The following is a 13,917-nucleotide window of genomic DNA, read 5'->3' as shown; positions in this document are numbered from 1 at the left end:
GTTTTGCATCACGTCCTCATTCGAAAACCTGTGCAAATTGACGAACGGTTTACTAAAAATGCAAATCGAAAGATTTTACACTTTTTCAAAAGGTGTCCGCATTGTTGAGGGCCAGGTGCTTTAGTAGAATAGGGTTATAAAGTAAAACAGGAGGTAAACCATGAGTGAAACAATACTATCAATGAAAGATATTACAAAACGTTATCCTGGCGTAGTAGCGTTAAATAAAGTTTCGGTGGATTTTCATAAAGGCGAGGTGCATGCGCTGCTTGGCGAAAATGGTGCAGGAAAATCCACTCTGATCAAAGTCCTTTCAGGTGCAATCGAAAACGATGAGGGAAGCATCGATATTGATGGCTGCACATATGAAAAGATGACGCCGAAGATCTCCCGCTCCCATGGGATCGAAGTGATCTATCAGGAGTACAACCTGATCAATTCCCTGACGGTGGCTGAGAACATCTGTCTGGGAGCCAAAAGCAAAGGTCTTGTTGATTACAAGGAAATGGAACAGATTACAAATGATATTTTCAAACCATACAACATCAATATCCATCCGAAGACGCTGGTAAGGGACCTGTCACCGGCACATCAGCAGCTTGTTGAGATTGCAAAGGCGATTTCAAAAAATGCAAAAATCATTGTAATGGATGAGCCGACAGCACAGCTTACTGTTTCAGAGGTAGAAAATCTATATGATATCATCCGTACGCTGCAGAAGAAGAATGTCACCATCATATACATCTCGCACCGCATGGAAGAATTGTTCACAATCACAGACAGGGTCACCATTATGCGGGACGGGCAATATGTGACGACTGTAAAGACGGACGAGACAGACCGCAAATCATTGATTTCATTAATGGTCGGGCGTGAACTGACAGAAACCTATCCGGGCAGGGACTGCATAAAAGACGAGATAGTCCTGGAAGTGAAAAACCTGACCGGATATAAAAACGAGGACGTGTCCTTCAAATTGAAAAAAGGCGAAATTTTAGGATTCTCAGGACTGATAGGCGCAGGCCGCACCGAATTGATGAGAGCCGTGTTCGGGGCGGATAAAAAGCACAGCGGACAGATCTTTATAAAAGGTAAAAATGTGGATATCAAGTCCCCGAAAATTGCCATTATGAACGGAATCGGACTGATACCGGAAGACAGGAAATGGCAGGGCTGCTTTTTGAATATGACAATAGAGTGGAATATTGCAATCACGAATATCAGAAAATTATCCAGACGCTTTGTGGTAAATGATGCAAGAGTAAAAGCGCAGGCTGAGGAATACGTAAATAAACTGAACATAAAGACCCCATCCATCTTACAGAAAGCCGGCAACCTAAGCGGAGGAAACCAGCAGAAAGTCGTGCTGGCAAAGGTACTGGCAGGGGATTCGGATATTATTATATTTGACGAACCCACAAGAGGGATTGACGTAGGCGCAAGACACGAAATCTACTTATTGATGTCAGAGCTTGTCAAACAAGGCAGATCGATCATCATGATCAGTTCCGATATGGAAGAGCTGCTTGGCATGTCAGACCGCATCATCGTCCTCCGGGAGGGGAAAGTATCAGGAGAACTGGCGAGAGAAGAATTTTCGCAAAATCAGATATTAGAATTAGCTTCATTAGAATAGGAGGATATAAAAATGGAAACAACAAAAGTTCAGTCATTTATAAGAAATAATGTTTTGGTATTTATATTAATCGGGATATGTGCACTGTTTTCGATACTGTCACCTAACTTTTTATCGGTTACGAATCTGCTGAATGTCGCAACTCAGAATGCGTACCTGATTATCGCATCGATCGGGGTTTCCCTGGTTATGATCAGCGGCGGAACCGACCTGTCGATCGGACAGCTTATCTCAGTGGTGGCGATCTGCACGGGAGCGGCTCTGGAATGGATGCAGCTGCCACTGCCCATCGTCCTGCTCTTTGGACTGACAGTCGGAGTCCTGCTTGGATTATTCAATGGTTTTGTTGCAAACCTGCTGAATATCCATCCCATGATCGTAACACTGGCTACCATGACCATGTTCCAGGGAATTTCCTTCCTGATATCCGGATCCAAGGCAATCTATGATCTGGATGCCAGTTTCAAATATATCGGACAGGGTTACGTGGGACCGATTCCGGTTCCGGTAATCATCGTAATCGTGATTGCGGTGATCGTGGATTTTGTCGCAAAGAAAACATATTTCGGACGTTTTATCTATGCAGCCGGAGGAAATCCGGAAGCGGCAAGGCTGGCCGGCGTCAGCGTAAAGACAATCAAACTGGCCGTATTTGCGATCTGCGGATTTTTAGGAGCAGTAGCCAGCATCGTGATGGTTGCAAGAGCAGGTTCTGCGAACTCGACCATGGGCCCCGGAACGGAGTTTAACGCAATCACAGCCTGCGTACTGGGCGGTATCAGCTTTATCGGCGGTGAGGGCAGGGTGAAAGGTGTTGTTGTCGGCGTCCTGATTCTTGGCGTACTGTCAAACGGCATGCAGCTGGTCGGGCTTGGGATCTACGTACAGTATGTGGTGAAAGGATTGATTCTTCTTCTTTCCATCGGATATGACACCTACCAGAAACAGGCAAAAGTGAAGAAAGTAGTGACTACGAAAACAGCGTAAAGAATGCAGAATTTTTTCTGGCACAGCCGGACCTATAGCAATTTCAGATATTTCATAATCTTATAGGACAGCCCAAAGGACAGGAATTCATCCCCGGATTCAATCCTGCAGTCCATGATGCCGCGGATCTTGTCCATGCGATACAACAGGGTGTTTTTGTGGATATGAAGACGTTTGGAAATCTGGGTCGGCTGGCCGGGCGATTCTAAATATTCATGAAGCGTAAGCAGAAAATCCGTTCCATGGTTCTGGTCATACTCCAATAATTTGAGCATGCCGGGATGAATGAAGAAATGAATGTTTTCCTGGCTTTCGCACATCTCAAAAATATGATAGAGATAATTATCCGAATAATAGTGAATAGGTGATTTAACCCCCAGCTTCTGGCCAAGTTCCACGGATTTCAAGGCTTGCTGATAGAATCGCCTTGCATCTTTTAAATCATAAAAAAAGTTGCTCATTCCGGAGGTCAGATTGTTTGTCTTCAGGAAATCGATCAAACGTTTATATTCCTGTTCCTTAATGCCGTCTTTACGGCTGCGGCTGATCAGAATTGCAATTGTATTCTCGTAAACGGCAAATATACTGCTGGGTAAAATCTGGTGCAGCTGGTCAACAATTACATCCAGCCTTACCTTGGAATTCCGGTAACTGCGTGCGGGTATCACTAATATGTACTGTTCTTCTTTTAAATCATAATCCAGTACAGAAAGGCGTTCCTTTACGGCAGCATAATTAATCTCAGGATTATCCAGCAAATCAGCTAAAAAGTAGGAATAGAGAAACCCTTTGTTGGCATTTAAAAAACTGTTTTTCTGCAGCTCCATGGAAATAATACGGCTTGTGCGGTGAAGCATAACGCTGTCAAACTCCTGAAAAGGCTGATCCAGTTCGTAGAGCATGACATGACCAACTTCGATGTTATGAATGGTAATGGCGTCTGCCAGCATTCCCTTTTCGTGCAGAGGATTTTTGAAATAGACAGGGGAATTCTGTTTTCTGATCTGTTCATCGATTTTAGCCTGCTTAATAAAGGCCAGGCCCTGCTGCCTGATGTATCCTTCCTTGTTTTCTTCAGAAGCGAAGACGCTGTCGGCCATAATACCAGACGAGATGGCAAGATATTTGTAATTATTGTCAATGATAAAAAGAGGGTTCCCAAATACCTGGTATGCAACATCAGCTAAATATTGCAGGCCCTGTTCTGTGAAAAAGGCATTGATCAGCATATGCAGGCCTGCATTAATCTGCTGGATATCCTGTAAGACATCCTGAATCTGATTAAATAATTTTAAAGGATCAAACTCTTTTCGTTCCCCGGAGGATAGTTCCGGTTCTACATACAAAATAGGAAAAGAACTATGTTCATAGACAGACCAGTCGCAGGGGGGACCATAACACAAAAATGCAAATTGCCCCGGCGTATCCGGACCAGGAATACATTCGGTTCCACCCATGTAAATAATCTTGTTATGGAACTGCTTCTGATTCTGGGTGAAAAATTTTATGGTGCTGATATCTATATTTAAATTTTTGTTACCATGCAAACTCAATTTATAGTCTGACAGATGATCTGTTACGGCAAATAATTCCACTGTGTTCCTCCTGATCTGATGCTTGAAATTGGTTACGGTGAAGGGAAGGACATAGTCCCAAATAGCTGCGAAAATTGTGTGGGGAAGGCTTTGTGCGTTCGCACAATAAATGTGTTTTTCGGGAAGGCAGATTTGTGCTCAACCCCATATAATATCTGTGTTTTATTATATATACTAATAGTATATAAAGCAATTGATTTTATAAACAAGGGGTTCATATACGTGAGCAGTTTGTAGAAGGTTAACAAAAAACGAATATCTCAAAATAGGAAAATAAGAAATCCAAAATAAGAAAGGGAACAAAATCATGATAAAAAGAACAATTGAGGACTTAAAAGCATATGATGCACCTGGCCACTTTGGAATGACAGCAATGCGTATTCACGGAAAAGAGGAAACCGGAGCGGAAAAGTTCTGGGTGGGATTGTCTACATTCTTACCTGGTGGTGGAGCGGAGTATGCATATGAGGATAATCCGCTTGAAAAAGTCTATTATGTGCTGGAAGGCGAAATGACTGTTACTGACAAAGAAGGCAACAAATTCGTCATTCATGCAGACGAAACGATTTCCTTCCCGCCAAATGAAGGACGCCATCTAATAAATGAATCCAACAAACCTGCCAGAATGTTAGTGATTATTAACTACCTTTCGTAATCAGGACGTGATGAAAAACATGTTCATTCGCAGCGCGCTCTCGCTTAGATGAAGACGTAGTGGTACGTAAGGCCGCAAAACACGCGGCCTAAGTACCAACGTCTTCATAAAGCTGCTCATTGAATCATGTTTTGCATCACTGCGTGATGGCTAGCACATGTGCAAATTGACGAAGCAGAGGTTTTCGAATGAGGACGTGATGGAAAACATGTTCATTCGCAGCGCGCTCTCGCTTAGATGAAGACGTAGTGGTACGTAGGGCCGCAAAACACGCGGCCTAAGTACCAACGTCTTCATAAAGCTGCTCATTGAATCATGTTTTGCATCACTGCGTATTGGCTAGCGCAGGTGCAAATTGACGAAACGAACGTTACCAGAGGGCTTTGACCCGCTAAATTAATATTTATATATAAAAACCGGAGGATGAAAATATGGCAGTTGAAAAACAATTTGTTAACAATCTATTTGACGTAAAAGGAAAAGTTGCACTTATAACAGGCGCTACGGGCGCATTGGGGAAAGCGGTTGCATTTGGGTATGGACATGCAGGAATGAAAGTTATGGTTACTGGCCGTGGAGATGCTAAATGTAAGGCACTTTGTGATGAATTGGAGGCAGCGGGAATTGAATGCGGCTACTCGGCAGGAGAACCTTCCGTGGAAGCAGACGTAATCAGGATCGTGAATGATACCGTAGCAAAATTCGGTGAAATTAATGTCCTGTTTACGGCAGCAGGATATAATCACGCACAGCCAATTATTGAACAGGAATTAGAAGAATGGAAGAAGATCATGGACTCTGATGTGCAGGCGACCTGGCTGTTCTGCAAATATGCAGGAAAGAAGATGATCGACCAGGGAAAGGGCGGAAAAGTAATCCTTGTTTCCTCGGCGCGCTCTAAGATGGGGATGGCTGGTTATACCGGCTACTGTACGGCAAAAGCCGGAATCGACCTTATGGCACAGTCCCTTGCATGCGAGTGGACCGCGAAATACAAGATCAATGTCAACACGATTAATCCGACTGTATTCCGTTCCGAACTGACAGAATGGATGTTTGATCCGGAAAGCAATGTATACCAGAACTTTTTAAGACGTCTCCCGGCAGGCCGTCTTGGTGAACCGGAAGATTTCGTTGGACCAAGCATCTTCCTTGCATCAGGTGCAAGTGATTTCATGACAGGAGCAAATGTGGCTACTGAAGGCGGATACTGGGCAAATTAATACATTTCTGCAGGAATGAGGTAACAAGAATGAGAGAAATAAAAAATGTTTTGATCTGCGGCGGCGGCATGATGGGAAAAGGAATTGCCCACATTCTGTCGGGAAGGGATGATTTGAACATTACCGTTTATGATATGTATGAGTCTCCTTTTATAGAAGGATTAAAAAGTACGTTTCAGCAGCTGGTTGACAACAACATCCTGTCCGAAGACGAGGTGGAAAAAAGGGTGGCAAGGGTCAGTTTTACGACTGATCTTGAGAGCCGTGAAATCAAAGCTGCCGATCTTGTGATTGAATGCGTATTCGAGAAGCTGGATGTCAAGCAGGAGATGTTTGCCAAATTAGAGGAAAGATGCTCTGCATATACAATCTTTTGTACCAATACATCTGTAATCAGTCCGACGGAGATATCTGCCAAACTAGTGCATAAAGAACGTCTGATAGGCACCCATTTCTGGAATCCGGCATTTTTAATTCCGCTTGTAGAAGTGGTGAAATCCGAATATACGAAGGCGGAAGTTGCGGATACTGTAATGGAATTTCTGCGCAAGGCAGGGAAAAAACCGGTACTCTGTCAGAAGGATGTACCAGGATTTATAGCGAACCGTATGCAGCATGCCCTCTGGAGAGAGGCGATTTATATAGTGGAGCAGGGGATTGCAGATGCGGCAACCGTGGATGAAGCGGTGAAAAACAGCTTCGGCCTCAGACTTCCGCAGTTAGGTCCTCTTGAGAATGTGGACATGGTAGGAACCGATCTTACCTACAACATCCACAGCTACATATTCAAAGATCTATGCAGAGATACGGAACCGTCTCCGCTGCTGATTGAGAAACTCGAAAAAGGCGATATCGGCTTCAAGACTGGAAGAGGATTCCAGGAATGGACGCAGGAAGAGACAGAAGAGTCAAAAAAAGCATTAAATGAATACCTGATTAAAATGTTATGATACCACAACGTGCGGAACAATCCGCAGGTATCAGGGGCAAAATACTTTTTGACCCCTACATCATGTTATACAACGAAAACATAAACTGGAGGAAATAAAAAAATGGGAAAAAAAGTAGTAGTAGATTTAACACATCCATTCCATGCGGATATTCCTGTATGGCCATATTTTGCAAAACCGAAAATTGATACCATGCATAACCTTTCAAAGAGCGGAGTTCTGACACAGAAAATCGATGTGGTAATGCATTGCGGAACCCACGCAGATGCGCCACGCCATGTCATGGAATATGAGTTTGACGGAAAACGTGCACGTTATACCCATGAAATGCCTGCTGATGCTTATTATGGCGATGCAGTTTGTCTGGATATCCAGGTAGAGCGTTGGGGCCTCATTAATGCAGCTCATCTGGAAGACGCCTGCAAACGCGCTGACATCAGACCGGAAGAATTAAAAGATATGGTCATCTGCTTAAGGACCGGCATGCACCTGAAATTCGATGATTCAAAGGAATACTATCACTATTCCTGCGGATGCGGAAGGGAAGCAGGGGAATGGTTTGAAAAATACCAGCCAAAATGCGTGGCAATGGATATGCAGGCTCTTGATCATCCGTTACATACGACCATGGGAAAGAACGCAGGACCTCTTGGCATGAATCTCAATGGATATTCCGGAAAACCAATTACAGAAGAATACATCGAGCAGTTCGGTGTGGAAGCATATGCGGAATTCAATAAAGAAACTTATATCAAAACATTTGGTATGGAAAAATATATGGAGGCCTATGGAAAACTGGAAAGACACGGTCTTGAAGGAACCTGGGAGCCTTGCCATAAGTACATGCTGGGCAACGGTATCGTGGGCGTGGAAAATCTGGGCGGAAACCTGGAAAAAGTGGTAAATAAGAGATTCAAATTTATGGCGTTCCCAATCCGCTGGTGGATGGGTGACGGATCCATGGTCCGTGCCGTAGCTGAAATTGATGAAGATGATTTAAATGATGTTCCGGACCGTGTTTATGGCTTCGGAGCAATATAATCCATAATTAAATGAAAGGCTGTTGCATTTACTAATTATGTGTGACAGCCTTTTTTTCAAAAAACAGAAAGGTGATTTTTAATATGAGTAATCCAAGCGACAAGGTAATATTAACCGTAGCCTGTACTGGCGCATGGCCAAAGAAAACAGATACTCCCTATGTACCGCTGACTCCACAGGAAGAAGCAGATGAGATTGTAGCATGCTGTGAAGCTGGTGCTTCTGTAGCTCATATCCACGTAAGGGATGATGAGTTCAATGCTTCCATGGATTTTGACAAGTTTGAAGAGACCGTAAAGCTGGTAAGGGAGCGTTGTGATATCGTCATAAACCTGACCACTTCCGGAGGAATCGGCCTGGAAGATGAAGTGAGAATCAGACCGTTTCGTGAACTAAGACCGGAAATGGCATCTTATGACTGCGGTTCCATGAACTGGCAGAATAACTGTGTGTTTGAAAATAGTCCGCAGTTTCTGGAAAAGCTGGCAGTGGAGATGAACCAGGTGGACGTAAAACCTGAGATTGAGATTTTTGATGCCGGCATGGTATATAATGCCCTGTATCTGCTGAAAAAAGGTTTCTTAAAGGCCCCGCTCCACTTCCAGTTTGTGCTTGGAGTACCAGGTGGAATGACTGCAACGGTGGAGAATCTGGTATTTCTCGTAAATCTGCTGCCGGAAGACTGTACCTGGGGTGCACTGGGGATTGGAAAAGGACATCTTCCAATCATGTATGCAGCCCTGGCCCTTGGCGGAAATGTCCGTGTCGGCATGGAAGATAATATTTTGTATGAAAAAGGGAAGCTGGCAAAATCCAATGTGGAATTTGTGGAACGGACAAAACGAATTGTAACGGAACTTGGCAAGACTATCGCGACACCTGACGAAACACGTTTGATTTTGGGGTTGAAAAACTGTAATACAAAATAAATATAACAACGACCGGTATCTCCGGTAATCAGAAATGGAGAATTACAGAATGAGAGATGTAGTAATCGTATCGGCGGCAAGAACGGCCATCGGCAGCTTCGGCGGTGCGCTGAAAGAGATCAGTGCCGTAGAGCTGGGTAAAATTGCTGCCCAGGAAGTAATTAAGAGGGCTGGAATAGACAGCAGCCTTATAGAAGAAGTGGTAATCGGAAATGTGCTGTCTGCCGGACATGGACAGAACCCGGCAAGACAGGTTGCCATCCAGGCAGGCATTCCGGAAACAACGCCAGCCATGACGATCAGTAAAGTCTGCGGTTCAGGGCTTCGTGCCATCAGTCTTGCAGCACAGATGATCAAGGCAGGGGACTGCGACGTGGTTCTGGCGGGCGGAACAGAAAGTATGAGCAATGCGGCTTATGTCATGAAAAAGGCACGATTTGGACTGAAGATGGGGCATGATACAATTCTGGACAGCATGATTCAGGACGGTTTATGGGATGCTTTTAACAATTATCACATGGGAATGACAGCAGAAAACATTGCAGAAAAATGGAACATTACCAGGGAAGAACAGGACGCTTTTGCGGCAGAAAGCCAGAAACGGGCAGAAGAAGCCATAAAAGCCGGAAAATTCAAAGATGAGATTGTGCCTGTTATCATCCCTCAGCGAAAAGGAGATCCGATCATATTTGATACAGACGAATTTCCACGCTACGGAACGACTGCAGAAAAACTTTCAAAGCTCGGGGCGGCATTTCAGAAAGATGGTACGGTAACCGCAGGCAATGCTTCCGGCATTAATGATGGGGCAGCCATGCTGCTTCTGATGTCCAGGGACAAAGCGGAAAGCCTGGGACTTCCGGTTATGGCAACGATTAAATCCTACGCCTCTGCCGGAGTGGATCCGTCCATTATGGGATATGGCGTGGTTCCATCCTGTGAAAAAGCCATGAAAATTGCCGGAATCAAGTCAGAAGACCTGGATCTTGTGGAAGCAAATGAGGCGTTCGCAGTACAGGCGCTGTGCGTGTGCAATGAGTTGGGCTTTGATGCAGAAAAGACAAATGTAAATGGCGGCGCCATTGCTCTGGGACACCCTATCGGATGTTCTGGTGCAAGAATTCTGACCACCCTGCTTTATGAGATGAAAAAGAGAGAGTCAAAACTTGGTCTTGCCTCACTGTGCATCGGCGGCGGAATGGGTACTGCCATGATTGTGGAAAGATAACTGTTCAGACCCCCTGTCTCGCGAGGTGTTTTTATGCTGATTTTGCATAAAAATCTGAGAAATTCGTGCGCCAAATTGCTGGTTTTGCAATTTGTGTGCCTCATATGTGACTATGAAGGACGTAGTCCTGAATAGTTACGTAGAAAGATAAGATATTCCCGGTTAAACTATATGCCTGCAGTTCCTGAGTGGCAGGCTGTTGCAGAATGGAGATAATTATGAAAAATAAGATTGTTACGGTGGAAGAAGCCATGAGCCATATCCACGACGGAGACACGGTGATGATCGGTGGATTTATGGCCTGCGGCACACCAGAAATCCTGGTGGATGGAATCGTGAAAAAAGAAATCAGAGAGTTACACGTGATTGCCAACGATTCCGGCATACCAGGACGGGGGATTGGAAAACTGATCAGTGCAAAAGCAATCAAAAGCATCACTGCTTCCCACATCGGGCTCAATCCGGAAACGGGAGCGCAGATGGTAAACGGGGAACTTGAGGTGGAACTGGTGCCACAGGGCTCTCTGGCGGAAAAAATCCGTGCCGGCGGAGCAGGACTTGGCGGGGTACTGACCCCTACAGGAGTTGGAACTGACGTGGAGAACGGAAAGCAGAAAATCACCCTGGCCGGAGTGGAATATCTGATCGAGATGCCCTTGAAAGCGGATGTAGCCCTGATTCGCGGCAGTATTGTGGACAAGGCAGGCAACGTATACTACAATGCCACGACCAAAAACTTCAACCCATGTATGGCCACGGCAGCAAAGACAGTGATTGTGGCGGCAGAAAAGATAGTGGAGGTTGGGGAACTGGATCCGAACCAGGTCATGACCCCGGCCATCTTTGTGGATTATATCGTAGGAGGTGAAGTCTGATGGCAACCGAAAAAGAGCTGATAGCCCGCCGTGTAGCACAGGAGCTGCAGGACGGAGATGTGGTAAACTTAGGAATCGGGCTTCCTACATTGGTATCCAATTATCTGCCTAAGGATGTGCACATTACCCTGCAGTCAGAGAACGGGATACTGGGTATGGGTGGATTATGCGAGTCTGGAACTGAGGATAAGGACTGCGTGAATTCTGGAAACCAGCATGTAAATGTCCTTCCGGGAGCGTGCTACTTTGACAGCTGTACTGCGTTTGGTATTATCCGTGGAGGCCATGTAGACGCAACGATTCTGGGTGCACTTCAGGTGGATGAAACGGGAACTCTGGCCAGCCACATCGTACCGGGAAAGATGGTGCCGGGAATGGGTGGAGCCATGGATCTGGTAGTCGGTGCAAAGAAAGTGATTATTGCCACCACCCATACAGTAAAAGGCGCACCGAAACTGCTAAAGAAGGTAACACTGCCACCAACGGCTGTGAACAAAGTAAATCTGATTGTGACGGAACTGGCCGTGATTGAAGTGACGGCTGAAGGATTCCTGCTAAAAGAGATTGCCGGAAATACCACAGTAGAAGAGGTGCAGAGACTCACGGAAGCAGAACTGATCGTGGATGCAGATTTAAAAACAATAGAGCTATAAAAGTGTAAAAAGAACATATCAAAAATCATACGTGGATTTTTGTTGTGTTCTTTTTTACAACATTCTGACAGACGAAAATGAACGGTATATAAGCGATAATACAGAAAGCGCAAACGAATGATTTGGTGTAAATTATAAGTACAGATTAAGAAAATATGTGGAGGACTAACATGAAAATTTTAGGAATATCGTTTGGAAGAATGAATCAACGTAGTGATGTGATGGTAAAAGAAGCTCTTTTTGCAGCAAAAGCTGCTGGTGCAGATGTACAGTTCATCAATGCAGTTCGTATGGACATAGGCCATTGCCGGGCATGTGATTACTGCAGCCGTTTGCGGGAAAAAGGAGAAGTTGAAATTCATTGCTGTTTTAAAGATGATTATCACATTTTGGAAGAAGCCTGTCTGGAGGCAGATGGCATTATTATAGCTGCTCCGGTATATGCGGTAGGTATTGTAGGACAATTCAAGAACTTTGTGGACCGTTTTGGACCGTCTCATGACAGAGCTGCCCTTATTGAAGAAAACAGGAAAAGGAAAGAAGAAGGAAAGCCTGAATTAGATGCGAGATATTTTAAGGATCGTTATACGGGGTATATCTCTGTTGGCGGAGCGGAAACGCACAATTGGGTGTCTCTGGGGCTTCCGATGCTTGATTTATTCGGTTTTTCGTTCTGCATGAAGTGTGTGGGGCATGTAGATGCCTATGACCAGGGAAGAACCGGGCATCCGCTTTTTGATTCGGCATTGATGGAAAAATGTGCTGAATTAGGAAAAACAGTTGCAGAATCGATTGGAAAACCATATGAAGAAGTAAATGAATGGTCAGGCGATGAAGGGATTTGTCCTGCATGCCATAATTCGCTGCTCTCCATGAACGGCACTACAAAAGTAGAATGTCCGATTTGCGGAATCTGGGGCGATATGTCAATTGATGATGGCAAGGTAAAAATAAACTGGCCAGAGGAAGAAATTGCCCGCGCACGAAATACGAAGATTGGTATTTATGAACACTATAATGAAATTCAAAATATGATCAAGGTATGCGTTCCTAAGCTGGTAGCAAACAAGGAAACCTTACCGAAGATGATGGAGAAATATATAAACTTCGAGGATACAATCGCAAATATGCAGTAAATTCGGAGAAGACTTATCAGCATTTTGCACCAGATCCGAATGTTTTTGGGAGGAGCAGTCAGGGCATTTTGGGAAATAAAATTTTAAATTATAAAAGGAGATGAATTTTATGACAAAAGTTTCAGTGGAATTAGGTGGGGTAGAGGAAGTGGCAGGCTTTATCAATATCCTGAATAAATATGAGTATGAATGTGATTTGCGTTGTGGCAGTTATTATGTGGATGCAAAATCTTTACTTGGAGTACTGACCCTGCATAACTCTTCTGATGTTGAACTGATTATACATGCTGATAAGCCGGACGAATTATTAAAAAATATAGAGCAGTATAGGATATAAGATGCAAGGAAGGGAGGAAGATGGATCCGCATCAGCTGATGCACACTGCGGATTCATCAGAAGCAATATGGAAACAATGAAAGCAATTGAACAAAGGCAGTCCTGCAGGTCTTACCTGGGAGAACAGATTTCAGACAAGGACCTGCAGACCATACTGGAAGCGGCGAATGCGGCTCCGATAGGAGGTGCCAAGTTTGAGACTGTGAAGCTTACCGTAATTCAGAATGCAGATATGCTTGCGAAAATAAATGCAGCTGCCGTGAAGGCAACTGGAAATCCGGACATACGCCCTACTTATGGGGCACCGACGGTAATCCTTATATCAGCACAGATTCCGGAGAACCAGAATCCGTCTCTCTACTGCAACGCTGCCTGTATCGTAGAAAACATGTCGCTGGCCGCAACAGACCTTGGGCTTGGAACTGTATATCTGCTGGGGGTTATGGCAGCCTTATCGGCGGATGAAGAACTTTGCAGAGAGCTGATGGTGCCGCAAGGCTTCGTACCTGTTTCAGCCATGGCATTGGGAAAAGCGGCCGCTCCGTTTAAAGAAAGGAAATTGACGCTGTCGAAGATTGCCACGGATTATGTAATATAAATTGCGGGCAGCGATTCCGTTCAGCATTTTACGTAGTCACCAGAAAAATCATACCTATTTTTAAACATAAGAAA

14 protein-coding genes are annotated in these 13,917 nt (G+C 44.6%); 13 read left to right on the top strand and 1 reads right to left on the bottom strand.

Annotation, left to right across the window (positions count from 1 at the left end; translation table 11 throughout):
* The first annotated feature begins 160 nt into the window (after window positions 1-160).
* Both BJR36_RS14130 and BJR36_RS14125 read left to right on the top strand, forming a co-directional pair.
* Window positions 161-1,636, top strand: a complete 1,476-nt coding sequence (locus BJR36_RS14130; RefSeq protein WP_091235507.1) for a sugar ABC transporter ATP-binding protein — start codon at window positions 161-163, stop codon at window positions 1,634-1,636.
* 12 nt (window positions 1,637-1,648) lie between these two features.
* Entirely contained in the window at window positions 1,649-2,623 is a 975-nt protein-coding gene (locus tag BJR36_RS14125) for an ABC transporter permease (protein WP_091235506.1), read from the top strand.
* A 32-nt stretch (window positions 2,624-2,655) separates the two neighbouring features.
* Here BJR36_RS14125 and BJR36_RS14120 read toward each other — a convergent pair whose 3' ends face one another.
* A complete protein-coding gene (locus BJR36_RS14120) occupies window positions 2,656-4,218 on the bottom strand; it encodes a PucR family transcriptional regulator (protein ID WP_091235505.1) in 1,563 nt (520 codons plus the stop codon).
* Between the two features lie 307 nt (window positions 4,219-4,525).
* Here BJR36_RS14120 and BJR36_RS14115 point away from each other — a divergent pair, with 307 nt between their 5' ends.
* The 11 genes from BJR36_RS14115 to BJR36_RS14065 all read left to right on the top strand — a co-directional run bounded on the left by BJR36_RS14115 (window position 4,526) and on the right by BJR36_RS14065 (window position 13,843).
* A complete protein-coding gene (locus BJR36_RS14115) occupies window positions 4,526-4,873 on the top strand; it encodes a cupin domain-containing protein (protein WP_091235503.1) in 348 nt (115 codons plus the stop codon).
* A gap of 431 nt (window positions 4,874-5,304) precedes the next feature.
* Window positions 5,305-6,096, top strand: a complete 792-nt coding sequence (locus BJR36_RS14110; protein ID WP_091235501.1) for an SDR family NAD(P)-dependent oxidoreductase — start codon at window positions 5,305-5,307, stop codon at window positions 6,094-6,096.
* 29 nt (window positions 6,097-6,125) lie between these two features.
* Complete coding sequence (locus BJR36_RS14105) at window positions 6,126-7,046, top strand: 3-hydroxyacyl-CoA dehydrogenase family protein (protein ID WP_091235500.1); 921 nt, start codon at window positions 6,126-6,128, stop codon at window positions 7,044-7,046.
* A gap of 102 nt (window positions 7,047-7,148) precedes the next feature.
* The gene (locus BJR36_RS14100) at window positions 7,149-8,087 is read left to right on the top strand and encodes a cyclase family protein (RefSeq protein WP_091235498.1); all 939 of its coding nucleotides are present in this window, start codon (window positions 7,149-7,151) and stop codon (window positions 8,085-8,087) included.
* 83 nt (window positions 8,088-8,170) lie between these two features.
* Complete coding sequence (locus BJR36_RS14095; protein WP_091235497.1) at window positions 8,171-9,016, top strand: beta-keto acid cleavage family enzyme; 846 nt, start codon at window positions 8,171-8,173, stop codon at window positions 9,014-9,016.
* A gap of 49 nt (window positions 9,017-9,065) precedes the next feature.
* Window positions 9,066-10,244, top strand: a complete 1,179-nt coding sequence (locus BJR36_RS14090) for an acetyl-CoA C-acetyltransferase (RefSeq protein ID WP_091235496.1) — start codon at window positions 9,066-9,068, stop codon at window positions 10,242-10,244.
* Between the two features lie 218 nt (window positions 10,245-10,462).
* Window positions 10,463-11,119, top strand: coding sequence for a CoA transferase subunit A (locus tag BJR36_RS14085; RefSeq protein ID WP_091235494.1), 657 nt, complete (start codon window positions 10,463-10,465; stop codon window positions 11,117-11,119).
* The gene (locus BJR36_RS14080; RefSeq protein WP_091235492.1) at window positions 11,119-11,772 is read left to right on the top strand and encodes a 3-oxoacid CoA-transferase subunit B; all 654 of its coding nucleotides are present in this window, start codon (window positions 11,119-11,121) and stop codon (window positions 11,770-11,772) included. The genes BJR36_RS14085 and BJR36_RS14080 overlap by 1 nt, the downstream gene beginning before the upstream one ends.
* 170 nt (window positions 11,773-11,942) lie before the next feature.
* Window positions 11,943-12,908, top strand: a complete 966-nt coding sequence (locus tag BJR36_RS14075) for a flavodoxin family protein (RefSeq protein ID WP_091235490.1) — start codon at window positions 11,943-11,945, stop codon at window positions 12,906-12,908.
* 109 nt (window positions 12,909-13,017) lie between these two features.
* Window positions 13,018-13,245, top strand: coding sequence for an HPr family phosphocarrier protein (locus BJR36_RS14070; protein WP_169823708.1), 228 nt, complete (start codon window positions 13,018-13,020; stop codon window positions 13,243-13,245).
* A gap of 1 nt (window position 13,246) precedes the next feature.
* The gene (locus BJR36_RS14065) at window positions 13,247-13,843 is read left to right on the top strand and encodes a nitroreductase family protein (protein ID WP_091235486.1); all 597 of its coding nucleotides are present in this window, start codon (window positions 13,247-13,249) and stop codon (window positions 13,841-13,843) included.
* Window positions 13,844-13,917 lie beyond the last annotated feature (74 nt).

Origin of the sequence: Anaerobium acetethylicum (assembly GCF_900096945.1) — a bacterium.
Classification (GTDB): domain Bacteria; phylum Bacillota; class Clostridia; order Lachnospirales; family Lachnospiraceae; genus Anaerobium; species Anaerobium acetethylicum.
The sequence above is the reverse complement of the archived record's forward strand: the minus strand, read 5'-3'. Positions and strand labels throughout refer to the sequence as shown.

Excerpts from the sequence above, each read along its gene's own strand:
- BJR36_RS14130 (WP_091235507.1), top strand. The coding sequence starts at position 161 with ATGAGTGAAACAATACTATCAATGAAAGATATTACAAAACGTTATCCT.
- BJR36_RS14125 (WP_091235506.1), top strand. The coding sequence starts at position 1,649 with ATGGAAACAACAAAAGTTCAGTCATTTATAAGAAATAATGTTTTGGTA.
- BJR36_RS14105 (WP_091235500.1), top strand. The coding sequence starts at position 6,126 with ATGAGAGAAATAAAAAATGTTTTGATCTGCGGCGGCGGCATGATGGGA.
- BJR36_RS14080 (WP_091235492.1), top strand. The coding sequence starts at position 11,119 with ATGGCAACCGAAAAAGAGCTGATAGCCCGCCGTGTAGCACAGGAGCTG.
- BJR36_RS14095 (WP_091235497.1), top strand. The coding sequence starts at position 8,171 with ATGAGTAATCCAAGCGACAAGGTAATATTAACCGTAGCCTGTACTGGC.
- BJR36_RS14115 (WP_091235503.1), top strand. The coding sequence starts at position 4,526 with ATGATAAAAAGAACAATTGAGGACTTAAAAGCATATGATGCACCTGGC.
- BJR36_RS14065 (WP_091235486.1), top strand. The coding sequence starts at position 13,247 with ATGCAAGGAAGGGAGGAAGATGGATCCGCATCAGCTGATGCACACTGC.
- BJR36_RS14085 (WP_091235494.1), top strand. The coding sequence starts at position 10,463 with ATGAAAAATAAGATTGTTACGGTGGAAGAAGCCATGAGCCATATCCAC.
- BJR36_RS14110 (WP_091235501.1), top strand. The coding sequence starts at position 5,305 with ATGGCAGTTGAAAAACAATTTGTTAACAATCTATTTGACGTAAAAGGA.
- BJR36_RS14100 (WP_091235498.1), top strand. The coding sequence starts at position 7,149 with ATGGGAAAAAAAGTAGTAGTAGATTTAACACATCCATTCCATGCGGAT.
- BJR36_RS14090 (WP_091235496.1), top strand. The coding sequence starts at position 9,066 with ATGAGAGATGTAGTAATCGTATCGGCGGCAAGAACGGCCATCGGCAGC.
- BJR36_RS14075 (WP_091235490.1), top strand. The coding sequence starts at position 11,943 with ATGAAAATTTTAGGAATATCGTTTGGAAGAATGAATCAACGTAGTGAT.
- BJR36_RS14070 (WP_169823708.1), top strand. The coding sequence starts at position 13,018 with ATGACAAAAGTTTCAGTGGAATTAGGTGGGGTAGAGGAAGTGGCAGGC.